This window comes from Rhodanobacter sp. 7MK24 (assembly GCF_014842995.1).
GTDB lineage: Bacteria > Pseudomonadota > Gammaproteobacteria > Xanthomonadales > Rhodanobacteraceae > Rhodanobacter_A.
Genome location: NZ_JACYXL010000001.1, coordinates 789717 through 811625, shown reverse-complemented (window position 1 = coordinate 811625; position 21909 = coordinate 789717). Strand labels below are relative to the sequence as shown.

The following is a 21909-nucleotide window of genomic DNA, read 5'->3' as shown; positions in this document are numbered from 1 at the left end:
TTCTTTCTTCCTACGCAAGCTGGAGCGCCGAAAAAGCGAGGAGGTTCGGCCCCGTCACGCAACGCACTTCGGCCGGCTCTTCGCACCTCCTGCCTGTGTGCCGGGACGACGACGCCCGCGAATCCTCCCGCATCCAGCGGGAAGAGGCGATGGTTCAATCCTGCTTTTCGGCAGCCTTCACCGGCACCGGCCGCAGATCCTGGAAATCGAAACTGAAGTCGGTGAGCGGCGAGATCGGCTGCATGCGCATCTCCCGCACGTGGCCATCGTCGTCCAGCGCGAAATTGACGAAGGCGTCGGCGTCGAGCGATCGGTCGTCCCAGCGCACGATGAAGGTATCGTGCTGCCACGGCGCCATCGTGCCGACCAGTTGCCTGGTCTTGCTGAAGCGCAGGCGCAACTTGCCCTGCGCCTCGCTGACCACGATGTCGCCGTACCACGGATCGCGGTAGGTACCGGCGTAGCCGGACAGCGGCAGCGAGGGCTTGCTGTCCTTGTCGCGCGCGGCCTCGTGCTTGGCCCAGCTGCTGTCGGCATCGGCTTCGCCCTTCTTCACCGCCTTGTCGTACGCCGCCACCCAGTCGGTCTTGTGTTCGGCGTTGAGGTAGGCGTCGAGCACGCGATAAGTGACCGCGTTGAACGCGGCGCCGGACTGCTGGTTGGTGAGCACCACCACGCCGAGGTTCTGCCCGGGCACCAGGGTGAGGCGCGAAACGAAGCCCGGCCAGCCGCCGGTATGCCACACCAGCTTGCTGCCCTGGTAGTCGCTGAGGAACCATCCCTCGCCGTAGCCGGAGAACTGCGGGGTCAGCGGCGCCAGCTCGGGAATCGGCGGCTTGCCGACCGGGATCGGCGTGAGCATCGACCACATCTCGCGGTGGCTCTTCTCGGAGAACAACTGCTTGCCGTCGGGCAGCTTGCCGCCGGCGAGCTGCACGTTCATCCATTTGGCAAGGTCGTTGACGCTGGCGTAGATGCCGCCCGCGCCAGGGTCGTTGAGCCAGGCCATCGGCGGCACCGGCTTGACCTCCTTGAAGTTGTAGGGCGCATGGCCGGTAGCCGCATCCATGCCGTGTTTCAGGTAGGTCATGTCCACCAGTGTTTCGGTCATGCCCACCGGCCGGAAGATGTGCTGGCGGATGAAGTCGGCATAGCTCTGGCCGGACACCTTCTCGATCACCTGCGTGGCCACCGCGAACAGGATGTTGTCGTAGGCGTAGTGGCCGCGGAAGCTGTTCTTGATCGGCACGTCGGCGAGGCGCTTAACCACGTCCGCGGTGGTGTAGCTGGTCGGCGGCCAGTACAGCAGGTCGCCCGCGCCGAGGCTGAGGCCGCTGCGATGCGCCAGCAGGTCGCGGATGCGCATCTCGTGCGTCACGTAGGGGTCGGACATGCGGAACCCGGGCAGGTAATCGATCACCCGGCCGTCCATGTCCAGCTTGCCCTCGTCGGCCAGCATCTGCAGCGCCGCGGCGGTGAACGCCTTGGTATTGGAGGCGATCGCGAACAGCGTGTCGGCATCCACGCGGTCCGGCTTGCCCACCTCGCGCACGCCATAGCCCTTGGCCAGCACCACCTTGCCGTCCTTGACGATGGCCACTGCGATGCCGGGCACCTTGAAGGTCTTCAGGGTGTCGGCCATGTAGGCATCGAAATCCTGCAGTTGCACCGGCAGTAGACCCTGCGTGCCGGAAGGTTCGAGCGATGACGAGGACGCCGCCTGCTCCGGTGCGGTCTGTGCCGACGCCGCGACGGCGAAGGCAAGCAGCGTGACGCACACCGCCAGACGCGGGGAAAGATGACGCAGAGGCATTGCAGGCTCCGGCAACATGAATCGATCCACTATCGCGGCAAAACCCGGACAGAGCCAGCGCTGGAAGTCATGCCGGCCTTCCGGCAGGCTTCACTGTTTCATCGAACGCGGACGAAACGAGTTTCATGGAATCCCTCCCCCACTGGATAGGCCAACACGCCCTGGCGTTGTGGGCCACCGTGCTGATCCTCGCCTTGCTCGCGGGCGACCTGCTCTGGCGCCTGGCGCGCCGCCGCAAACTGGCTGCCACCGGCAGGAACGACTACCTCTCGCTGCAACCACGCACCGCCACGATCCTGCTGATGCTGTTCGGCGCGTTGTTCGCCTCGCTGTCCTGGGCGGTATGGGCGCATACCGCGCTGACCGGCTTCGATGCCGAGCTGGCGCAAGCATTGCGCGCACAGCTCCCGCCGGAGGTGCTGGGCATGGTCGCCCTCGTCACCAACATCGGCGACCCCATGCTGCTGATGGTCGCTGGTGCGGCAGTGGCCCTGCTGCTGGCGCTGAAGCGCAGTTGGCGGCTGTTCGTGCCGTGGTGCGTGGCGCTGGGCGGCACCGCGGCGTGTGGTGAATTGGCAAAGCGCTTCGTGAAGCGCGTGCGCCCGTTCGACGGCCACGGCTTCGTCGTAGGAAATGGCTACAGCTTCCCCAGCGGCCACGCCATGATGAGCATGGTGTTCTTCGGCATGCTGGCCTACCTGCTGTTACGCCAATTCCGCCCCCCACGCCATCGCGCCACCGTTGCCACCGCCGTGGCGCTGATCACCATCGTCGGCATCAGCCGCGTGATGCTGCAGGCGCATTACCTCAGCGATGTGCTGGCCGGCTATGCCCTCGCTGCGTTCTGGCTGGTGCTGGGCGTGTCGCTGGCCGAACAGCTGCGGCGAAACACACGGGCGCCGTAGCCGCACTTGCTAGACTTGCCCCTCGACCAACTACCGGTGATGCGCATGCGCTCCTGGAAGCCGCTGCTCGCCCTGGCGATCGTTCTGGTCGCCGCCCTGTGGGGCCATTTTGCAACCACGCCTCCATCGTCCGCCCCGGTCACCGCGCCGGCTTCCGTGGCAAGTGCCGGGACCTCTGCTGCGTTGCCGGCCTTTCTGCCGCCCGAGGCGCGCGACACGCTGGCGTCGATCATGCATGACGGGCCGTTCCCGCACAGCCAGGACGGCGTGGTGTTCGGCAACTACGAGCACCTGCTGCCCGAGCAGCCGCGCGGCTACTACCACGAGTACACGGTGGAGACACCCGGCGCACGTACGCGGGGCACGCGGCGCATCATCACCGGTGGTACACCACCTGCGGTGTACTACTACACGGACGACCATTACCGCAGCTTCCGCCAGTTCATGGTGTCCCGATGAACAGCGCGCATCCGCTCGATCCCGATCTCACCCGTCCCAGCCAGAACGGCGTCTATTTCGTGGGCGATGGCGATCTTGCCCGGCTTGCCGACGCGGGCAGGCGCGACGAGCTTGCCGTGTGCCGCACCGACCTCACCGGCTGCGCCGACAAGGCCGGACTGCTGCAGCGGCTCGCCGCTTCGCTGTCGTTGCCCGCCGACTTCGGCCAGAACTGGGATGCGCTGGCCGATTGCCTGCGCGATCCAGTTTGGCTGCCCGGGTGGGGGCATGTGCTGCTGTTCGACCATGCCGGCGATCTGCAACGCGATGCCGTCGTGGATTTCGACGTGCTGCTGGGCATGCTCGACGACGCCGCCACCTTCGCGCAGGACGCGGAGCGTCCGTTCTTCGCCTTTTTCTCCCTGCCTGGCCACCACAACGCATGAGCAAGCCACCTCTTCGCTTCGAACTCGACCGCGACTACGTCAAGCTCGACAACCTGCTCAAGCTGGTGGGCATCTGCGACAGCGGCGGTGCCGGCAAGCACCTGGTCGCCAGCGGCGCGGTGACGGTGGACGGCGCGCAGGAGCTGCGCAAGACCTGCAAGATCCACGCGGGACAGGTGGTGCGTGTCGGCAACGAGGAAATCCTCGTACTGGCCGATCCTCGCCAGCCCGTTACGCCTTGAGTTCCCGCCAGCGCCGGTACACCGCGCTCGCAGTTCCATCCTTCTGCCGCATCTCGGGCAGGCGCTGCTTGCCGATCGGATTGGCGTATTCGGCGTAGAGGATATCCAGCTCTAGGTACGTGCGGTCGCGCAATAGAACGGCACGTAGTCCTTGCGGATGGTGATGTAGATCACCTGGCGCTGGCTGCCGTAGTGCAGCGAGCCAAGGCACATCGGGCAGGAGCTGGCCAGTATGCGGATATCGCAGAATGATCTTCGAGTACCCGTTCGCAGTGACCTGAAAATCCGGTCGCGCCTGGCAACGCGGGCTCACTGCGGCAACGCATCCAGTTTCTGCAACAACCGGGTACGGTCCGGCAATCGCAGCAGGAACTCCTGTTCCAGCACCCGGCATATGTCCTCGCTGCCAGGGAGCGTGTGCCGCTCGGGCTCCATGCCCGGCCTGCGCACGGTGAACTCGCGGTCACGCAGGGTCAGCCGGCGATCCTGGGTCGTGCGCGCCGCGATCAGGTGTTGCACGAAGTTCGACGAGGGATAGGTGGAGACGTAATGGTTCGCCACCACGTAATCGACGGATGCACGCGGTTCGAGATCGAAGCGGTACAGGGTCAGCCAGTCTCCGCGCACGCAGGCCTGCATGCGCCACTCGCCGTTCCGCTCGAGCAGCCGGAACGGCTCCAGCCCCGTGACCTGCGCGACATCGGGCTCCAGGCGCAACGCACCAGCCAGATTCATGCTGCCGAAGCCCACGTCGGTCAGCCAGCTCTCGCCATCCGCCTCCACCCTGAGCAGCATATGGGTCTGCGCGGTGACCGCATCTTCCGGCTGGTTCCACAGCACGCGCGCGATCAGACCCTGCACGGTAAAGCCGATCATGCGCAGAGCCGCGGCGAACAACAGGTTCTGTTCGAAGCAATAGCCGCCGCGCCCCTGATGCAGCAGCTTGCGTTCCAGCGCGTCCAGCTCCAATTGCACCGGCACGCCACACAGCGGGTCGAGATTCTCGAACGGCAGCGCCGCCGCATGCGCCACCGCCAGCGCACGCAGGGTCGTCTGGTCAGGCTTCGGTGCACCGCGATAGCCGATGCGTTGCAGATAGGCGTCCAGGTCGATCGCGTCGAACATGCACGGAGCTCCAATAAGGGAGGCCACGGTAGCACCGGGCATGACACACGGGTAACCGCCCGGGCTCCGCCAGCGAATAACGACTGAATCCCCATCGCGAGGCCGCCATGAATGCCAGTCGCCATCCCATCCGCACGCTGTGTGCCGCGCTCGCATTGAGCCTCCTCGGTGCCTGCGCGCTGCCGCCAACGGCCGAAGCCGCCACGAAATTGCCGGCACCGCTGCAGGATGCTCCTCACACCGCCGTGCACGGCGAACAGGTCGCGGTGTTCGCCGGCGGCTGCTTCTGGGGCGTACAGGCCGTGTTCGAGCATGTCAGGGGCGTGCGCAAGACCTGGGCCGGCTACAGCGGCGGCAGCGCCGCCACCGCCCATTACGATCAGGTCAGCGAAGGCGACACCGGCCACACCGAATCGGTGAAGGTCTTGTTCGACCCGGCGCAGGTCAGCTACGGCCAGTTGCTGCAGGTGTTTTTCTCGGTCGCAAGCGATCCCACCGAGCTCGACCGGCAAGGGCCGGACAGCGGCATGCAGTACCGCTCGGTGATCTTCTACGCCAGCCCGGAACAGCAGCGCATCGCCGGCGCCTACCTGGACCAGCTAGGCAAGTCGCGGATCTACACCGCCCCCATCGTCACCCAGCTGGTGCCATTGCAGGCTTTCTATCCCGCCGAAAGCTGGCACCAGGATTACGCCAGCCATCACCCGGACGATCTCTACATCGCAATCAACGACGCGCCCAAGGTCGCCAACCTGGAACGATGGTTCCCGGCCTTGTATTCCAGGTAGCTGCAACCCGCCTCAGGACTGTTGCTTGGGTGGCACCAGACTCAGGCGCGCCGGCGTCTGGCGAGGGTTCAACAGGCGCTCCAGCGCCGCCGCCGGCAGCGGATAGGAATAGAGGTAACCCTGCCCCTCGTCGCAGCCGGCCTTGCGCAGGAATTCGTGCTGCGCTTCGTGCTCGATGCCCTCGGCGATGGTGCGCAGACCGAGGCTGCGCGCCATTGCCAATATGGCTTCGACGATCGCCACGTCGTTGGCATCGTGCGGCAGGCTGGTGACGAATGAACGGTCGATCTTCAGCCAGCTCACCGATGGCAGCTTGAGGTAGGCCATCGACGAATAGCCGGTGCCGAAGTCGTCGATCGCCACCTCGATGCCCAGTTCGTGCAGTACGTGCATGGTGCGCTGCGTCTCGTCGCCCAGTCGCAGCATGGCGCCTTCGGTGATCTCCAGCGCGAGGCGCCGCGAGGGAATCTGGAAATCACGCATCGCCTTGCCCAATCCGCTGATGAAGGCGGGATGGGCCAGCCAACGCGCGGACACGTTCACCGCCACGCGGAACTTCGGCATGCCGGCACGATCCCATTCGCGGATCTGCGCACAGGCGGCCCGCAGCACCCATTCGTCGATGCTGCGGATCAGGCCGAGGCTTTCGGCCACCGGGATGAATTCGCCCGGCGACAGCTCGCCGCGCTCCGGATGCTGCCAGCGCAGCAACGCCTCCACCGCCTCGATGTGCCCGCTGCGCAAATCCATGCTGGGCTGGTAGCGCAGACTGAACTCGTCGTTGGCCAAGGCGCGGCGAAGCTCGGATACCAGTTGCAGGCGCTGGCGCGCATTGGCCTGCATCAGCGGCGTATAGAACCGCAGTGCGTTGCGTTCACTGCTCTTCGCCGTGTACATCGCGGCATCAGCGTTGGCGATCAGCGTAGTGGCATCGGCACCGTCCAGCGGATACCCGGCAATGCCGATACTGGCGCTCAGCACGATCTCGTATTCGTCCATCACGATGGGCGCGGCCAGGTTGGCAAGCAGACGCTCCGCCACGATGCCGGCGTCCTCGCGCAACTCCAGCCGCCCCAGCAATACCGTGAATTCGTCGCCGCCGATGCGCCCGGCCATGTCCGTGGCGGAAATCTGCTTCCTGATCCGCTCGGCGATCTTGCACAGGACACGGTCGCCCATCGCATGGCTGTAGCTGTCGTTGACGATCTTGAACGCATCCAGGTCGATGAACAGTACGGCGACCGCGGTACGCAGACGTCCCGCGGCGGCAATGGCGGCGTTGCATTGCCGCTCGAACGCAGCCCGGTTGGCCAGCCCGGTGAGCGGATCGTGCGTGGCCAGGTGCTCCAACCGCTGCCGCTGCGCCTTGGCCTCATGGACATTGCTGAAGACTGCCACGTAATGCAGCACGCGATGTTGCGCGTCGCGGATCGCGCTGATGCTCAATTGCTCCGGATAGGTGCTGCCATCATAACGGCGGCTTTGCACCTCGCCGCTCCAGTGACGCCCTCCGGCAAGCGCCGACCAGATCGATTCCGGCAACGGTTCGCCGTCGGGCAGGCGGCGCATTTCGTCGAGACGACGCCCGAGCATCTCATGCAGGCCGAAGCCGGTGATTTCGGCATGGGCGGCATTGACCGAAACCACCCGTCGCTCGGCGTCGGTGATGATCACGCCCTCGGCGATGCCGGCCAACGCTTCGGCCGCCACGCGGCGCTCGCGTTCTATCGCCATCCGCTCGGAAATGTCGCGGATGATGGCTTGCCGCACCTGACGGCCATCCCAGTCGACGAGGTTGCTCTCGATTTCCACCTGGCGCAGGCCGCCCGTGTTGTCGTCCAGCAGCGTGCCGGTGGCGCCCCCTTTCGGCTTCGACTGAAGCCCGTTGGCGAACAGGTCGTCGAAGCGGCGCCCGGCCAGCGGGACGCGCGCGCTGCTGATCCACGCCCTGGCCGTATTGTTCGCCTCGAGGATCCGCCCGCCGCTTTCGTCGATCATCATGATCGCGTCGTTCGCGCTGTCGAACAGGAGGCGATAGCGCTCTTCGCTGTTGCGTATGCCCTGCAGGATGCGACGCGCCATGCGCAGCCACAACAGCGAGGCGGCGATGGCCACGGCAAGCACGGCAAGGAACAGCACGGTGCCGATCCAGGCCGCGCCATCCGCGATCTGCGCGGAGAACGTGTCGGCGCGTGGCCCGATGAAGTGGTTGGCCTCCGCAATGCGCGCTCGCGCGGTCGCCACCATGGCCGGCGTGATGCTGCCGTCGGCATGGGCTCGCTGCAGATCGCCGGCGATTCGATCCAACCCGTCGATGGTGTCGTCGGTCGAATACCAGGCGTCGATGGCCGGCTTCATGTAGGGCGCCGAGGAAAAGTGGCCCATGATGAAGATCATGCCGTCGATCGCATCCGGGATGACGCCGGCGCTGCGGAAGGCGCGCCAAACGGCAGCATGGTCGTAGTGCCCGCTGGCGATGGCGTCTCGCGCCCAGCGATCCGCGCCCAGCACCCGCATGTTCTTCCGGTAATCGGCCAGCGCGTCGGCGCGGCCGTCCTGGGCGTAGATCTCCAGGTCGATCACCGCCTGCTTCTGTGCCTTGGACCAAAGACTCTCGCCGTTGAGGAAACCGGCGAGAGTCACCTGGATCCTCAGGGCACCCCAAGTCAGGCCCAGGATCAAGCCGACCACCAACGCCAGCGCGAGCGCCAGCGGCGTCAAGTGTTGCGACACTGACCTTGGTCGGCTTGCAATCATGCGCTGCCTTGTCGTACCCCTAGAAACACATCGAAAACGCTGGCTTCCACCAGTCGCTTGATGCCGGCATCAAGCCGCCGCATCTGCCCACGTGCCCAATTTTCCGGAGCTTTCCATGCAACGGTCGAGCGTGATGCCCATGCTCGTGTAACTGCGGCTAATGCATTCACCCAGGTGCCGGACCTGGTCCACTCCTGGAGTCATGCCCACCAGGGTGCAGACGATTTCCAGCGCCTCCCATGGATGAGTATCGTCATAAGCGGCGTGAAGTTGAAGCCAACGCAAGCCCTTGGTGCGCCCCTGTTCGGGCAGACTTTCGGCGTAGGTCACGCTTTCGTAGATCCGCTGCGACCATTCGCCGGTAGCCCCCTCCACCGCGTAGTTGGTGGCTGCGATACCCGCCGCCAGCTCACCGCCGCGGCTCACCTCCTCGCACCACGAGGCCAGCACCTGGCTGCCTGCGGGCGGCCGCCCCATCGTCACCTCCTCCAGCCGTACGCCGGCGCTCTCGGCCCAGTTCAACCAGTACTCGGCGTGGTTCTGCTCCACGCGGATATTGCGCACCAGCCAGCGCCGGGCCAGATTGTCGCCCGGGCTCCGGCCATAGTTGGTCTTCAGCAGGTTGTAGGCCATGTAGGCCGGGAAACGCTCGATCACCGGCCACACGCCCACCATGAAGTTGCGCGTGGATTCCCTGTCGAGGCGGGCCTCGCTCATCCGTGCCCACAATTCGTGCTGGACCACGCCCTGCTTCGCCTTCTCGCAATCGGCCACCATGTCCTGCACCCAGTACGGATAGCTGCTCAGCTCGGTCAGCGCGCCAGTGCGTTCAAAACGGGTATTCATGTGATTCTCCTGAGTCGGTTGGGATGCCCGGCGATATGTCGCTGCGGGTTGGCCGTCTCGGGGCCGGGCGCCCGCGAATCGGCCGCCATCCATCGCCATGCATGCGATGGATGTCCGAGTATGCTTGCGCTCGAGCAGCGTGCGGACTGCGCGGTGCCCGCCCGGCTCCGTGGTGTGCGCCGGGCCGGAGCCGCAGCGAATACACGCGACCCGACTCTGGTTCACTTGCCGTACGGAAAGCCGCCAGCCCTTGGTACACAAGGCTTTCCGTACGGCTGCCGGCATTCGCGCGCTGAACCCCGCCCAACGCGGCGCCGTCCGGCAGTCGCCGCGGCGGCCACTGCCGCGTTATTGATACCCACACAGCAACCGGGAGGACGCCATGCAAGCCCACACCGCCACGATCAACCTTTCCTTGCGCCGCCAATGGCTGGCGAAGGGCGCGGCAGCCCTGCTCGCCGCAGCCGTCGCCGCCGCCATTCCCAGCCGCGCGCACGCCGGCGTGTTCGTCTCGGTGAACATCGCGCCGCCGCCGCTGCCGGTCTATGTGCAGCCGGCCATCCCCGCGCCGGGCTACATCTGGACGCCTGGCTACTGGGCCTGGAACGGTGCCGGGTACTACTGGGTGCCGGGCGCCTGGATCCTGCCGCCCTACGTCGGCGCGCTGTGGACCCCGGGCTACTGGGGCTGGAGCGGCGGCGTGTACCTCTTCCATGCCGGCTACTGGGGCCGCACCGTGGGCTACTACGGCGGCATCAACTACGGCTACGGCTACGGCGGCCACGGCTATGACGGCGGCTACTGGCACGGGGGCGGCTTCTACTACAACCGCTCGGTGAACCACATCACCAACAACATCACCAACGTCTACAACAGGCCGGTGGCGGCCGGCGCAGCCGTCGGCCGCGCCAGCTTCAACGGCGGCCCGGGCGGCGTCCACTACACGCCGCGGACAAGTGCAGAGCTGCGCTCAGCCAATTACGCGCCGCGAAGCAATGCCGCGGGCTACCAGCCGGCAAGCAACAGCGGTTATCGCCCCACGCATTACCAGCCGCAGAACTACTACCACGAGCAGCCGGCCTATCGTCCGGCACAGCAAACCTACCGTCCGCCGCAAGGCGGCAATGCCCAGCCTGCCGCACGCCCGACGCAGTACGCGCGCCCCGCGCCCGCGGCACACGGCGGCGGCAACGGCAACAGCGGCGGACAGGACCACCATCACCACTAACTGACCTGCCGACACGGCATGCAGGACGAACAGGCCCGCCGCATGGCGGGCCTGTTCGTTGAAGCGTGCATGCATTGCCGGATCACGACATCGGCCGCAAGATGCCCCGACGCCCACCTGCAGCGATGCCGCCCGCATGCCCACACATCGTCCAACCACCTGCGCGCGCCACATCCGTCCGTGGCTGGCCGCGCTCGTCCTCGCCATGGGCATATCGACTGCGGCATCGGCGCAAACCACCGAACATGCGCGCCTGCAACGCGAAGCCTCTGCGGCGACCATTACCCGCGACGACTGGGGCATCGCCCACGTGCACGGCAAGACGGATGCCGACGCGGTGTTCGGCATGGCCTACGCCCAAGCCGAGGACGACTTCAACCGCGTGGAGAGCAACTACCTCGCCGCACTGGGCTGGACGGCGCAAGCCGACGGCGAAACCGCTATCTGGCAGGACCTGCGCCAGCAGCTGTGGGTCGACCCGATGGAGCTTAAGAAGCTTTACGCGCAGAGCCCCGCGTGGCTGCAGAAGCTGATGGACGCCTGGGCCGACGGCCTCAACTGGTATCTCGCCACGCATCCGGACGTGCATCCGAAGGTGATCACACATTTCGAGCCGTGGATGGCGCTCTCCTTCACCGAGGGCAGCATTGGCGGCGACATCGAGCGCGTCTCACTGAAGGACCTCGCCGCGTTCTACGGCGACGCGCACCCGCAGCTGGCGCAGGCGAACCCGCCGAGCTGGGCCGAACCCACCGGCTCCAATGGCATCGCGATCGCACCCAGACTCACCACCGACGGCCATGCGCTGCTGCTGATCAACCCCCACACTTCGTTCTACTTCCGCTCCGAGCTGCAGATGTCCAGCGACGAAGGATTGGACGCCTACGGTGCCGTGACCTGGGGCCAGTTCTTCATCTACCAGGGTTTCAACCAGCACGTCGGCTGGATGCACACCTCGACCGGCCTCGATGCAGTGGACGAGTTCGCCGAAACCATTGCGCACAAGGACGGCAAGCCGTACTACCGCTACGGCACGGAACTGCGGCCGGTAACCGAGCGCGCGATCGACGTGCGTTATCGCGCCGCCGATGGGTCGCCGAAGACGCGCCGTTTCATCGCGTACTTCACCCACCACGGTCCCATCGTGAAGAGCGAAGGCGACAAGTGGATCGCCGAGGCGCTGATGGACAAACCCATCGCCGCGCTGGAACAGAGCTGGCTGCGCACCAAGGCGCACGACTACGCCAGCTACATGAAGGTGGCCGAACTCAAGGCCAACTCCTCCAACAACACGCTGTTCGCCGACGACAGGGGCGAGATCGCCTTCCTGATGCCGCAGTTCGTGCCCAAACGCGACAATCGCTTCGATTACACCAGACCCGTGGACGGCAGCGACCCGGCCACCGACTGGCACGGCCTCACGCCCTTGGACGAACTGCCGCAGGCGGTGAACCCGCCAAGCGGCTGGGCGATGAACACCAACGACTGGCCGTACTCCGCCGCCGGCAAGTACAGCCCGAAGCAGGCCGACTTTCCACGCTATATGGACACCTTCGGCGAGAACCCGCGTGGCATCCACGCCACGGACATGCTCACCGGCGCAAGCGGCTTCAGCACGCCCAAGCTGATCACCGACGCGTTCGATTCGTATCTGCCGGAGTTCGCCAAACTCATTCCCTTGCTCACGAAGGACTACGACACGCTGCCCTCCGGCGACCCGCTGAAAGCGAAACTCGCCGGCCCTGTCGAGTTGCTGCGCCACTGGGACTACCGCTGGGGTATCGCTTCCATGCCCACGTCGCTGGCGGTGTTCTGGGGCGACACGCTATGGGACGAAAGCGTGGCCAGGGCGAAGGCCGCCGGCATCCCGCCCTACGACTACATGGCACGCGATGACGGTGTGCAGGAACGCCTGCACGCGCTGGACGAAGCGGTGGAGCGCCTCACGCGGGACTTCGGCAGCTGGGGCGTGGCCTGGGGCGAGATCAACCGCTTCCAACGCCTCGACGACGCGATCCAGCCGCACTTCGACGACGGCAAGTCCAGCATCCCGGTGCCCTTCGTCTCCTCGCGCTGGGGCTCGCTGGCCTCGTTCGGCGCGCACCGCTGGCCGGGCACGAAGAAATACTACGGCTCCAGCGGGAACAGCTTCGTGGCCGTGGTCGAATTCGGCGCTCGCGTGAGCGCCCGTGCCATCACCGCAGGCGGCGAAAGCGGCCGCCCCGGTTCCCCGCACTTCGCCGACGAGGCCGAGCGCTACGCCAGCGGCAACCTGCGCACGGTGTATTTCTGGCCCGACCAGCTCAAGGGACATATCGAACGCGTCTACCACCCCGGCTGAAGGTTGACGGGTGATCCCTCCTCTTCCGTCGCCTTGGGTTTTCGACGAACCCGAAGACCCTCTCCGTGAGGGTCATTTTGCTCCGACGCATCCAGCCCCTGGGCCCTATCGCCTGGGTCAACCATGCGCGAGCAGCGCAGCCGACCGTCCATGGTCAGCGCGGGTGTCCCAAGATTTTCCGAATTACCGCTAATGCTGCGGATTCGCTCCGCTACCGGCACTCGTTGCCGACGGGGGCGCGGCACTGGTGGTCGCGGGCATCGGAGTGCTGGCCGGCATGGCCGGCGGTGGCGTAACCGGGGCCTGCGTGCTTGCCGCGTGACCGGGAGCCTCAGGAGGGGGAGGCATATCGCCGCTCTTGTTGCATGCCGACAATGCCAGCGAAGCCGCGATCAACAGCCCTGCTGTGACTGAACCTTTCATGGGTGGTCTCCGTTGCGGGGTTGGGTGCGAGCGCGGCGCCGTTGCAGCCTCACGTTCCACTTCCACGGCGAAACCGTGGTGCCGCGCTCGCGTATCGACCCTACTCAGGCGTTCGTCGATATTTCAGAGTCATTGCATGAAGACCTGGTTAACATCACCGCGGCGAAGACGGCCGCTGCGCGCGGAAGATCGCGACGCGATCGGATCTTGGTTCATCGTCAGCCGCCAGCCAGGATTCGGCGGCCAGCACGGCCGTGCAGGGCCCGAAACTGCATACGCGGAACGTGCGTCGAGCGGCCTCGCACCGCAACGCATCGAGCACTTCACGCAGAATCGTTCCGGTGAAGGGCGTATAGAGGTAGAACACGCTGCCGATGCCGAAATCGGCCTCGCGGGCGTCGCCACGGACAAAATGCGCATTCGCCAAGTGCAGATCTCGCGCGCAGCGACGCGTGCTTTCCACGTAGGCGTGCTCGATTTCGATGCCCAGACCACGCGCGTCGCTGCAAATCGCCGCTAGCAGCGGGACGTGGCCGAGGCCGGCGCCGAGATCGACCAGGGTGTCGTGTTCGCCCAGCTGCAGGCGATCCAGCAGATCGAACACATGGCGTGCCGGCGTGGGTTGGTAGAACACCATCTCCGGCGGCAATGCCTCGGCTTCCGCGGGCGTGCCGTGCGGCAACACGCCCGCTACCCATTCGTCCAGCCAGTCGTAGGCGTCGCCGCGGACGGATGCCGCGCCATCGCCGTCGCGCCACCTATGCCTCATCGCCTCGCGACCACGGCCCTGGCGAATCGCCAGGCGAACGGCTTCGTACTCCGTCGCGTTGGCCGCCTCCAGCTTCCGCTGGATCGCCTGCGCGCGCGGCATCCATTTGCCAGCCACCGGCATCCATGCATCGAGTCTGTCCAACGCCTCGATGCGCTCGCGCAAGCGCGTAGGTTCCGCCAGCGCATCATCGCGCTCCAGGGCTTCGATCAGCGTACGCAGGGCGTCGCTCAATGCGATGGAATCTTCAGGCCGCGCTGCACCGCCGGTCGCGCCAGGCCGCGCTGCAACCAGGCATCGACGTGCCTGAAGCGCTCGTATTCCACCAGCGCACCGGCGTCGTACCAGCCGATGAGGTTGTTCACCCAACCCAGCGTGGCGATGTCGGCGACGGTGTATTCGTCGCCCATGATCCATTCGCGCCCGGCGAGACGCTCGTCCAGCACGTCGAGCAGACGCTTCGATTCGTTGACGTAGCGCGCCAGCGGCCGCTTGTCCTCGTATTCGCGGCCAGCGTATTTGTGGAAGAAACCCACCTGGCCGAACATCGGCCCGATGGACGCCATCTGGAAGAACACCCATTGGATCGTCTCCCACCGCAGTATTGGGTCGGCAGGAATGAACTGACCGCTCTTCTCCGCGAGGTAAAGCAGGATCGCGCCCGACTCGAACAGCCCCAGCGGCTTCCCTCCCGGGCCGTGGGGGTCGACGATCGCGGGGATCTTGCCGTTCGGATTGAGCGCGAGGAACTCCGGCAGATGGCTCTCGTCCTTGCCGATATCCACCAGATGCGCCTCGTAGGGCAATCCGGTTTCCTCCAGCATGATCGATACCTTCACGCCATTCGGCGTGTTGAGCGAATACAGCTGGATGCGGTCGGGGTGCTGCGCTGGCCAACGCTGCGCAATCGGGAAGGCGGACAGACCGGGCATGGCAGGCTCTCGCTGGGGACAATCTCTCGCACATGGGTATGACCACCCCGCGCTTCAATGGCTTTGTTTTTATGGCCTGAAGCGTAGACTCGGCCGCTTGCGCTACCCCATCCCCGGAGAATCCGCATGACCCAGACCCGCGCCTACGGAGCCACTTCCGCCAGCGAGCCGCTGGCTCCGCTCAACATCGAACGTCGCGAACCCGGCCCGCGCGACGTGAAGATCGACATCCTGTATTGCGGCGTCTGCCACTCCGACCTGCACACCGCACGCAACGAATGGCAGAACACGCTCTATCCCTCCGTGCCCGGCCACGAGATCGTGGGCACCGTGACCGCGGTAGGCGCGCAGGTGACCCAGTTCAAGCCCGGCGACACCGTGGGCGTGGGCTGCATGGTGGACAGCTGCCAGCACTGCGCCTCTTGCGCCGAAGGCGAGGAGCAGTACTGCGAGAACGGCTTCACGGGCACCTACAACGGCCCAATGTTCGGCGGCGAGAACACCTGGGGCGGCTACTCCGAAAACATCGTGGTGGACGAGAAATTCGTATTGCGCGTCAACCACAAGGCGGAGCAGCTCGCCGCGGTGGCGCCGCTGCTGTGCGCTGGCATCACCACCTATTCGCCGCTGCGCCACTGGAACGTCGGCCCCGGCAAGAAGGTGGGCATCGTCGGCCTGGGCGGCCTCGGCCACATGGGCGTGAAGCTGGCGCACGCGATGGGTGCGCACGTGGTGCTGTTCACCACCTCCCCCGGCAAGCAGGAGGACGCCAAGCGTCTCGGCGCTGACGAAGTGGTGGTGTCGAAAGATCAGGCGCAGATGGCCCAGCACACGGCCAGCTTCGATTTCATCCTCAGCACCGTGGCCGCCTCGCACAATCTCGATCCCTTCCTCGCCCTGCTCAAGCGCGACGGTACGCTGTGCCTGGTCGGTGCGCCGGAACACCCGCATCCGTCGCCCACCGTGTTCAACCTGATCCTCAAGCGCCGCCAGATCGCCGGCTCGCTGATCGGCGGCATCCGCGAGACGCAGGAGATGCTGGACTTCTGCGCGAAGCACGGCATCGTTTCCGACATCGAGATGATTCCGATCAAAGACATCAACCAGGCCTATGAGCGCATGCTCAAGGGCGACGTGAAGTACCGTTTCGTGATCGACATGGCGACGTTGGACTGACCACCACTGAACCGTGTAGGAGCGCCCCCTGCGCGCGATTGCCTCGGCCTCGATCGAGCACAGAGCCATCGTGCACAGGGTGCGCTCCTACAACAGGTTTGGCTCACCATGACCCCACTGCAAGCCTTCGTCGAAACCCACCCGCGACTGTTCGTGCTGACCGGCGCCGGTTGCAGCACCGCCTCCGGCATCCCCGACTACCGCGACCGCGACGGCCAGTGGAAGCGCACGCCACCCGTCACCTTTGCAGCCTTCATGCAGGAGCCGCACACCCGCCGCCGCTACTGGGCGCGCAGCCTGCTCGGCTGGCGCCGCTTCGGTCACGCGCTGCCGAACGCCACGCACCACGCGCTGGTCGAGCTGGAACGCCAGGGCCGGATCGAGCTGCTGGTGACGCAGAACGTGGACGGCTTGCACCAGCGCGCGGGCAACGGCAACGTGGTCGACCTGCACGGCCGGCTCGACACCGTGCGCTGCATGTCCTGCGACTGGCGCGGCACGCGCCACGACTTCCAGCGTGCACTGGTCGAGCGCAACCCGGAATGGACTCGACTCGATGCCAATGACGCACCCGACGGTGACGCCGATCTCGAAGCACACGACTTCGGCCGCTTCGATGTGCCGCCATGCCCGCACTGCAACGCCATCGTGAAACCCGACGTGGTGTTCTTCGGCGAAAACGTGCCGAGCGAACGCGTAGTCGCCGCCATGGATGCCTGCCGGCGTGCCGACGCGATGCTGGTGGTCGGCTCCTCGCTGATGGTGTATTCCGGCTACCGCTTCGCCCACGCCGCCGCGCAGGCCGGCAGGCCAGTCGCCGCCGTCACGCTGGGGCGCACCCGCGCCGATGCGCTGCTCGCATTGAAAGTGGATGCACCGTGCGAGGAAGCGCTCGGCTTCTTGTTGGCACCTGCATCACCTGACGCCTCCGGCGTCGCGACAGCCGCCACCTGAGCGAACCACTGGCGCAACCGCCGCCACGCTGACGTGCCGATCTCGTCGGTGTGATACATGAGCGGCACGCGAGGCATGCCGCTCCCACGGCGTCAGACCAGCAGGACCTTGCCGCCCTTGCCAGCACTGGCCGCCGCCAGTGCCGCATCGAAGTCGCGCATGGGATAACGCGCGGCGATGGGAACCAGCTCGGGATGGCGCGACAGCAACTCCCAGCATTCGCGCTGCGCTCGTGCGAGCGTCGTGGCTTCGCACTGGTTCAGCCAGCCATCGATGCCGAAGCCCTGCCAGGAAAGATTGCGGTACACCATCGTGGCCGCATGCATTTCGAACGGCCGGTCGTCGAGCACGCCGTAGGACACCAGTCGGCCGCCGGGTACGGTCGCGGCGATCAACGCCGGTACGCCCAGGCCGCCCACCGCATCCAGCACTGCATCGTAGGGAGCGACGGCCGCCAGCGCCCGCGCCACGTCGTCCGCCTGCGCCAGCATCTGCGTACCGGAGGCATCCAGCAGGCTATGGCTGTCGCCTGCGCGCACCAGACGCTCGGCCACCAGGCCACTCTGCTGCGCGAGATGCCCAAGCAGGCCCGCGACCACGGAACGTCCCGCCGTGACGAGTACACGCGCTCCCCGCGGCAGGCGCGCCACGTCGAGCAGGCCCCACGCAGTGAGTGGGTTCAGGCCAAACTGGCACACGACACCGTCATCCAGTTGCGCCGAAAGATCGTCGGGCACAGGGTAGACGCGCGCCGCCGGCGCCACGGCGAAATCCGCCCACGCCCCCGGATAGCGAAAGCCCACGCGCTGCCCCACGCGCACGTGGCTTACTTCCACTCCGGTACTTTCGACCACGCCGGCCGCATCGAAACCGGCCACTTGCGGAAAAGCGGGCTTCACGCGATAGCGTCCGGCGATGAACATGCTATCGGCCGGCTGGATGACTCGCGCGCGCACTGCAATCAGTACATCGCGGGGACCGAGTTGCGGCGGCGGCACGTCCGCGAGACGAAGCACCTCGCGTGGCTCGCCAACCCGGTCAAACACAAGTGCAAGCATGGTTCTTTCCTTGAATGAAGGGGGACGCGTCTCTCACGCTGTGACGCAAGGGAGCGCATCTTGAAGCAAATGCCCGGGGAAAGGTTGTGTCGTGACGCACGATGGAAGCGTGACAACCCAGAAGCCATTGCTTTCTGGTCGACAGACTGCCCACGGAACACCGAACCCGGCGAGCCAAGCATCGGCACCCGCACGGACGGACGAAAAGGCCCGGCACCTTTCGATGCCGGGCCTTTGTTTGAGACAACCTCATGCCGGGCGAGTCCGCGGTCGTGCGCCATGGATCGAACCGCCCGGCGCATCCAGACCCAAGGTTACTTGCTCGCGATCTCTCCGCACTTCAGCACGGAGCAGTCGAAGTCCACCTCGATGCCGCGCCCCACGGTCACCGGCACGTTGAGATGCTCCGCGACCGCCTGGCCGTTCTGCTTCAGCGTGACCGTATAAGTACCCATCTGCAGCGATGGCGCACTGTAGCGGCCAGTGGAATCCACGGTAACCGTGCGCCCGGTACCGTTCGCCGGACTGCGCACGGTGATGCTGTAACCCGTCGGCGCCTTGCCGAACACGCTGCCCGTGGTGGCCTGCGCGCTGGCCGTGGAAATGCCCGCCACGGCGAACGCGACGGCGACACCCGCCAGCACCAGGCTGCGGGACAGGCGGCGCGAGATGCCGGAACGGATCGAGGAAATAGTATTCATGACTTGACGATCTCCATTGAGTACCAGGGGGAAAAGCGCGGACATGCCAGGGGTTTGGCGCTTGCCCGCGAAACGGGGCGGACAATGCCGCCCCAAACCGGCGTGTTGCCGGTATTTCGTGTGATCGACCGCTCAGGCCAGCAGCATGCCGCCGACAGTCATCACGCAAATCAGCAGGCAGGCACTGAACAGGCTCTGCAGGATCAGGGTTTCGTACTTGAAGAATTTCATGGCGGCTCTCCGTTGGATGGGAAATGAAGCTTTCGAGTTGGATATGGCAAAGGGCGTGCCAACACCGACATGCCTCGAAAACCCCTGTTTCAGGCTATTTCCCGCCGGCCGCCGGAAATCTTTGTCCGTCCGCGGACACACGCAACGGACAACGGACGCGCCGCGGACACGCACACTGCAGCGAGTGCAGCGACGATCGCAGAGTCTCCTCGCATCATCTGTGTCGATAGGCGACCGGCCCGTTCGTCGCCATCATGAGAACCCAACCCGCCACTCCCTTTGGAGGCCACCATGTCCGGCACCGTCCGCCTGCTGCGTGTATTCACCGCCCCGCCCGAGCGCGTCTACCGCGCCTTTCTCGATCCCGCGGCACTGGCCAAGTGGCTGCCGCCGGACGGCTTCACCTGCACCGTGCACGAACTCGATGCACGCGTCGGCGGCCGTTACCGCATGAGCTTCACCAACTTCGGCAGCGGCAACGGCCACAACTTCGGCGGTACCTACCTGGAACTGGTGCCGCACCAGCGCATCGTCCACGATGACCGCTTCGACGATCCCGGCTTGCCAGGCACCATGGTCACCACCATCGTCCTGCGCGAGGTCGGTTGTGGCACCGAGATGCAGATCGAACAGGCAGGCATCCCCGACATGATCCCGACCGAGCAATGCCACCTCGGCTGGCAGGAATCGCTCACCTTGCTGGAGCGGCTGGTGGAACCGACGATTCCAGGCTGAGCCCGCACATGAGGAAGATGGCGACGCGGCACTGGCCGCGCCATTGGCTTCACCCTGCTTCGAATGAAGGGACGAATGCATCGCCCCATGCCAGGAGAACCCCGATGATGAACAAGAACACGATTTGCCTGTGGTACGACGGCGCCGCGCTGGACGCCGCCACGTTCTACGCCGAGACGTTCCCGGACAGTACCGTGGGCGCGGTCCATCGCGCACCGGGCGACTATCCCGCAGGCAAGCAGGGCGACGTGCTGACGGTGGAGTTCACGGTGATGGGCATTCCATGCCTGGGCCTCAATGGCGGTCCCGGCGTTCCGCATACCGATGCGTTTTCGTTCCAGGTGGCCACCGACGACCAGGCCGAAACCGATCGCCTATGGAATGCCATCATCGGCAACGGCGGCCACGCCAGCGCCTGCGGCTGGTGCAAGGACCGGTGGGGTTTGTCCTGGCAAATCACCCCGCGCGCCCTGATGGCCGCGATCACCGACCCCGATCCAGCCGTGGCCAAGCGCGCATTCGCGGCGATGATGACAATGGCGAAGATCGATATTGCGGCGATCGAGGCGGCACGACGCGGATGACGGCAGCAACGCTCGACCACACCCCGGGTCGAGCATGCTTCCTTCCAGGCCGGCAACCTGAAAAAAACGTCACTGGCGTCCTCCGGGAAAAGGCACTCCCGCCCCCTGTTTTGCCGCATACTCGCCCCCTGCATTGGACAGCAACGTGCTCGCGCAGCGCAGCGGGGGACAGGCCATGACAGCGAAACCGAAGGACCTCCAGGCAGCCGGTGCATTGGCGCCCAGTACGCCTGGCAAGGTGTTCGAACTCACGATCGCGACCAACCGGATCGCAGCCGGCGCCCCTGACGTCAATCCATACGGAGTACGCAACGACCTGCTGACCCGCAAGGAGAAGGCGCGGGTGCGCTACAACAACGGCGTGACGCTGCCGACGTCGGCCGAACAACTGCTCGCCAATGCCGAGCGCCGCGACTACAACCACCGCCGGACCCTGTCCAGGAACATCGTCAAGGCGACGACGCAATCGCGTCCGGCCAGCACGTGCGCGCACCACATCGTCGCCTTGCGCGACCCGGAAGCGACCAACTCGCGCGCCCTGCTTTTCGGATGGGGCATCGGCATCAACGACGCCGACAACGGGGTCTTCCTGCCGCAGTCCTCCACCGGGCTGCCCGGCTATCCCAACGCGCCGCGCCACAACCCGCATCACCGTGTCGCCTATCACCTGGCCGTGTACGACGAACTGCAATACGCCGGAAACACCCAGCAAGGCCGGGCGACCTTGCGATTCCTCAAGACCAAGATACTTTCCGGAGCGCTACCGCTCTGACATGGATACGCCGATGACGATCTGGGAATTGCGTTGCGCCTCGGTCAACGATTACGCGATGGCTGTCCCGCTCAATCCGGGCGACGTGTCGGCCGGCCTGTTCCGCATTGACGGCAAGCCGCTGGAATGGAAGCGACCGCCGCGGATCGGCTTCGCCGACAGCACGCGCAAGAACCATGAGCGCCCCCCCGCCGACGTCAGCGCGATGGTGCCCGGCGCGATGGTGCTGAACGCGCATGCGCACGCGGTGCTGGCGCCGTTCCTGTCGGCATTCGGACAACTGCTCGAGCTCGACAGCGAGGGAGCGCCTGGTCCGCGCTTTTTCTACAACGTCACCCATCTGGTGCGCTGCGTGGACGTCGAGCACTCGGAGAAAAACGAACTCGGCCGCATCCGGCGTGAAGTGTTCGACCTGTCGAAAGTCCCCGCCGAAGCCGCCGTCTTCAAGGATCCTGCGACCGCCAGATCGCGCATCTACGTCAACGACGCCGGCAAGGCGGTCATCGACCAGTTGATCGCCTCGACCGGGCTCAGCGGCATCGAGTGCGGGATGCTGGAACCTACCCTGTAGGAGCGGCTGGGTTCGCTCTCGGGCAGATCATGCCAAGCCCCCCCCTGACACGTGGCGGAGACGAACCAAGGATT

Annotated in this window: 21 protein-coding genes; 13 read left to right on the top strand and 8 right to left on the bottom strand. The window is 65.8% G+C overall.

The features are described 5' to 3' along the window. Positions 1–154 precede the first annotated feature (154 nt). Positions 155–1813, bottom strand: coding sequence for a serine hydrolase (locus IHE49_RS03745; protein ID WP_192155011.1), 1659 nt, complete (start codon positions 1811–1813; stop codon positions 155–157). Positions 1814–1938: 125 nt separating this feature from the next. Here IHE49_RS03745 and IHE49_RS03740 point away from each other — a divergent pair, with 125 nt between their 5' ends. Genes IHE49_RS03740 through IHE49_RS03725 form a run of 4 tightly spaced genes read left to right on the top strand, consistent with a single transcriptional unit; the run spans position 1939 to position 3844 of the window. After that, a complete protein-coding gene (locus IHE49_RS03740) occupies positions 1939–2718 on the top strand; it encodes a phosphatase PAP2 family protein (RefSeq protein ID WP_192155009.1) in 780 nt (259 codons plus the stop codon). A gap of 45 nt (positions 2719–2763) precedes the next feature. Next, a complete protein-coding gene (locus tag IHE49_RS03735) occupies positions 2764–3177 on the top strand; it encodes a ribonuclease domain-containing protein (RefSeq protein WP_192155007.1) in 414 nt (137 codons plus the stop codon). Then, positions 3174–3602 (top strand): barstar family protein, encoded by a 429-nt coding sequence (locus IHE49_RS03730; RefSeq protein WP_192155005.1) that lies wholly within the window; start codon positions 3174–3176, stop codon positions 3600–3602. Before IHE49_RS03735 ends, IHE49_RS03730 begins: the two co-directional genes overlap by 4 nt. After that, positions 3599–3844, top strand: a complete 246-nt coding sequence (locus IHE49_RS03725) for an RNA-binding S4 domain-containing protein (protein WP_192155003.1) — start codon at positions 3599–3601, stop codon at positions 3842–3844. Before IHE49_RS03730 ends, IHE49_RS03725 begins: the two co-directional genes overlap by 4 nt. 309 nt (positions 3845–4153) lie before the next feature. On the opposite strand, the gene IHE49_RS03720 is transcribed toward IHE49_RS03725, so the two are convergent. Continuing rightward, positions 4154–4969 (bottom strand): arylamine N-acetyltransferase, encoded by an 816-nt coding sequence (locus IHE49_RS03720; protein ID WP_192155001.1) that lies wholly within the window; start codon positions 4967–4969, stop codon positions 4154–4156. Between the two features lie 107 nt (positions 4970–5076). On the opposite strand from IHE49_RS03720, the gene msrA reads away from it, so the two are divergent. After that, entirely contained in the window at positions 5077–5757 is a 681-nt protein-coding gene (msrA, locus tag IHE49_RS03715) for a peptide-methionine (S)-S-oxide reductase MsrA (protein WP_192154999.1), read from the top strand. 12 nt (positions 5758–5769) lie between these two features. Here the strand turns inward: msrA and IHE49_RS03710 are convergent, their stop codons facing one another. After that, positions 5770–8490 carry an EAL domain-containing protein gene (locus IHE49_RS03710; RefSeq protein WP_343227532.1) on the bottom strand — a complete coding sequence of 907 codons (2721 nt, stop codon included), beginning with the start codon at positions 8488–8490 and terminating at the stop codon, positions 5770–5772. 93 nt (positions 8491–8583) lie between these two features. Beyond that, positions 8584–9360, bottom strand: coding sequence for an iron-containing redox enzyme family protein (locus IHE49_RS03705; RefSeq protein ID WP_192154995.1), 777 nt, complete (start codon positions 9358–9360; stop codon positions 8584–8586). 382 nt (positions 9361–9742) lie between these two features. On the opposite strand from IHE49_RS03705, the gene IHE49_RS03700 reads away from it, so the two are divergent. Continuing rightward, on the top strand, positions 9743–10588 hold the full coding sequence (locus IHE49_RS03700) for a YXWGXW repeat-containing protein (RefSeq protein ID WP_192154994.1): 846 nt from the start codon (positions 9743–9745) through the stop codon (positions 10586–10588). Between the two features lie 136 nt (positions 10589–10724). Then, positions 10725–12929, top strand: coding sequence for a penicillin acylase family protein (locus IHE49_RS03695; protein WP_192154992.1), 2205 nt, complete (start codon positions 10725–10727; stop codon positions 12927–12929). Positions 12930–13506: 577 nt separating this feature from the next. Here IHE49_RS03695 and IHE49_RS03690 read toward each other — a convergent pair. Both IHE49_RS03690 and IHE49_RS03685 read right to left on the bottom strand, forming a co-directional pair. Next, a complete protein-coding gene (locus IHE49_RS03690) occupies positions 13507–14355 on the bottom strand; it encodes a hypothetical protein (RefSeq protein WP_192154990.1) in 849 nt (282 codons plus the stop codon). After that, positions 14352–15053: a glutathione S-transferase N-terminal domain-containing protein gene (locus IHE49_RS03685; RefSeq protein WP_192154988.1), complete on the bottom strand. Its 702-nt coding sequence runs from the start codon at positions 15051–15053 to the stop codon at positions 14352–14354. The genes IHE49_RS03690 and IHE49_RS03685 overlap by 4 nt, the downstream gene beginning before the upstream one ends. 126 nt (positions 15054–15179) lie before the next feature. Here IHE49_RS03685 and IHE49_RS03680 point away from each other — a divergent pair, with 126 nt between their 5' ends. Continuing rightward, complete coding sequence (locus IHE49_RS03680; protein ID WP_192154986.1) at positions 15180–16229, top strand: NAD(P)-dependent alcohol dehydrogenase; 1050 nt, start codon at positions 15180–15182, stop codon at positions 16227–16229. Positions 16230–16337: 108 nt separating this feature from the next. After that, positions 16338–17183: an NAD-dependent protein deacetylase gene (locus tag IHE49_RS03675; RefSeq protein WP_192154984.1), complete on the top strand. Its 846-nt coding sequence runs from the start codon at positions 16338–16340 to the stop codon at positions 17181–17183. Positions 17184–17275: 92 nt separating this feature from the next. Here IHE49_RS03675 and IHE49_RS03670 read toward each other — a convergent pair whose 3' ends face one another. Both IHE49_RS03670 and IHE49_RS03665 read right to left on the bottom strand, forming a co-directional pair. After that, complete coding sequence (locus IHE49_RS03670; protein WP_192154982.1) at positions 17276–18241, bottom strand: alcohol dehydrogenase catalytic domain-containing protein; 966 nt, start codon at positions 18239–18241, stop codon at positions 17276–17278. 314 nt (positions 18242–18555) lie between these two features. Continuing rightward, complete coding sequence (locus IHE49_RS03665) at positions 18556–18942, bottom strand: carboxypeptidase-like regulatory domain-containing protein (RefSeq protein WP_192154980.1); 387 nt, start codon at positions 18940–18942, stop codon at positions 18556–18558. A 522-nt stretch (positions 18943–19464) separates the two neighbouring features. Here IHE49_RS03665 and IHE49_RS03660 point away from each other — a divergent pair. The 4 genes from IHE49_RS03660 to IHE49_RS03645 all read left to right on the top strand — a co-directional run bounded on the left by IHE49_RS03660 (position 19465) and on the right by IHE49_RS03645 (position 21835). Continuing rightward, complete coding sequence (locus IHE49_RS03660) at positions 19465–19908, top strand: SRPBCC family protein (protein ID WP_192154978.1); 444 nt, start codon at positions 19465–19467, stop codon at positions 19906–19908. 104 nt (positions 19909–20012) lie between these two features. Continuing rightward, complete coding sequence (locus IHE49_RS03655) at positions 20013–20492, top strand: VOC family protein (RefSeq protein ID WP_192154976.1); 480 nt, start codon at positions 20013–20015, stop codon at positions 20490–20492. A 145-nt stretch (positions 20493–20637) separates the two neighbouring features. Then, complete coding sequence (locus tag IHE49_RS03650; protein ID WP_192154974.1) at positions 20638–21264, top strand: AHH domain-containing protein; 627 nt, start codon at positions 20638–20640, stop codon at positions 21262–21264. Positions 21265–21277: 13 nt separating this feature from the next. After that, positions 21278–21835 carry a hypothetical protein gene (locus tag IHE49_RS03645; protein WP_192154972.1) on the top strand — a complete coding sequence of 186 codons (558 nt, stop codon included), beginning with the start codon at positions 21278–21280 and terminating at the stop codon, positions 21833–21835. Positions 21836–21909 lie beyond the last annotated feature (74 nt).

Bases quoted from the DNA above. Each gene is read 5' to 3' on its own strand.
- msrA (WP_192154999.1), top strand. From the start codon at position 5,077: ATGAATGCCAGTCGCCATCCCATCCGCACGCTGTGTGCCGCGCTCGCA.
- IHE49_RS03695 (WP_192154992.1), top strand. From the start codon at position 10,725: ATGCCCACACATCGTCCAACCACCTGCGCGCGCCACATCCGTCCGTGG.
- IHE49_RS03645 (WP_192154972.1), top strand. From the start codon at position 21,278: ATGACGATCTGGGAATTGCGTTGCGCCTCGGTCAACGATTACGCGATG.
- IHE49_RS03700 (WP_192154994.1), top strand. From the start codon at position 9,743: ATGCAAGCCCACACCGCCACGATCAACCTTTCCTTGCGCCGCCAATGG.
- IHE49_RS03735 (WP_192155007.1), top strand. From the start codon at position 2,764: ATGCGCTCCTGGAAGCCGCTGCTCGCCCTGGCGATCGTTCTGGTCGCC.
- IHE49_RS03675 (WP_192154984.1), top strand. From the start codon at position 16,338: ATGACCCCACTGCAAGCCTTCGTCGAAACCCACCCGCGACTGTTCGTG.
- IHE49_RS03725 (WP_192155003.1), top strand. From the start codon at position 3,599: ATGAGCAAGCCACCTCTTCGCTTCGAACTCGACCGCGACTACGTCAAG.
- IHE49_RS03685 (WP_192154988.1), bottom strand. From the start codon at position 15,053: ATGCCCGGTCTGTCCGCCTTCCCGATTGCGCAGCGTTGGCCAGCGCAG.
- IHE49_RS03745 (WP_192155011.1), bottom strand. From the start codon at position 1,813: ATGCCTCTGCGTCATCTTTCCCCGCGTCTGGCGGTGTGCGTCACGCTG.
- IHE49_RS03655 (WP_192154976.1), top strand. From the start codon at position 20,013: ATGATGAACAAGAACACGATTTGCCTGTGGTACGACGGCGCCGCGCTG.
- IHE49_RS03680 (WP_192154986.1), top strand. From the start codon at position 15,180: ATGACCCAGACCCGCGCCTACGGAGCCACTTCCGCCAGCGAGCCGCTG.
- IHE49_RS03660 (WP_192154978.1), top strand. From the start codon at position 19,465: ATGTCCGGCACCGTCCGCCTGCTGCGTGTATTCACCGCCCCGCCCGAG.
- IHE49_RS03740 (WP_192155009.1), top strand. From the start codon at position 1,939: ATGGAATCCCTCCCCCACTGGATAGGCCAACACGCCCTGGCGTTGTGG.
- IHE49_RS03730 (WP_192155005.1), top strand. From the start codon at position 3,174: ATGAACAGCGCGCATCCGCTCGATCCCGATCTCACCCGTCCCAGCCAG.
- IHE49_RS03665 (WP_192154980.1), bottom strand. From the start codon at position 18,942: ATGAATACTATTTCCTCGATCCGTTCCGGCATCTCGCGCCGCCTGTCC.
- IHE49_RS03670 (WP_192154982.1), bottom strand. From the start codon at position 18,241: ATGCTTGCACTTGTGTTTGACCGGGTTGGCGAGCCACGCGAGGTGCTT.
- IHE49_RS03720 (WP_192155001.1), bottom strand. From the start codon at position 4,969: ATGTTCGACGCGATCGACCTGGACGCCTATCTGCAACGCATCGGCTAT.
- IHE49_RS03705 (WP_192154995.1), bottom strand. From the start codon at position 9,360: ATGAATACCCGTTTTGAACGCACTGGCGCGCTGACCGAGCTGAGCAGC.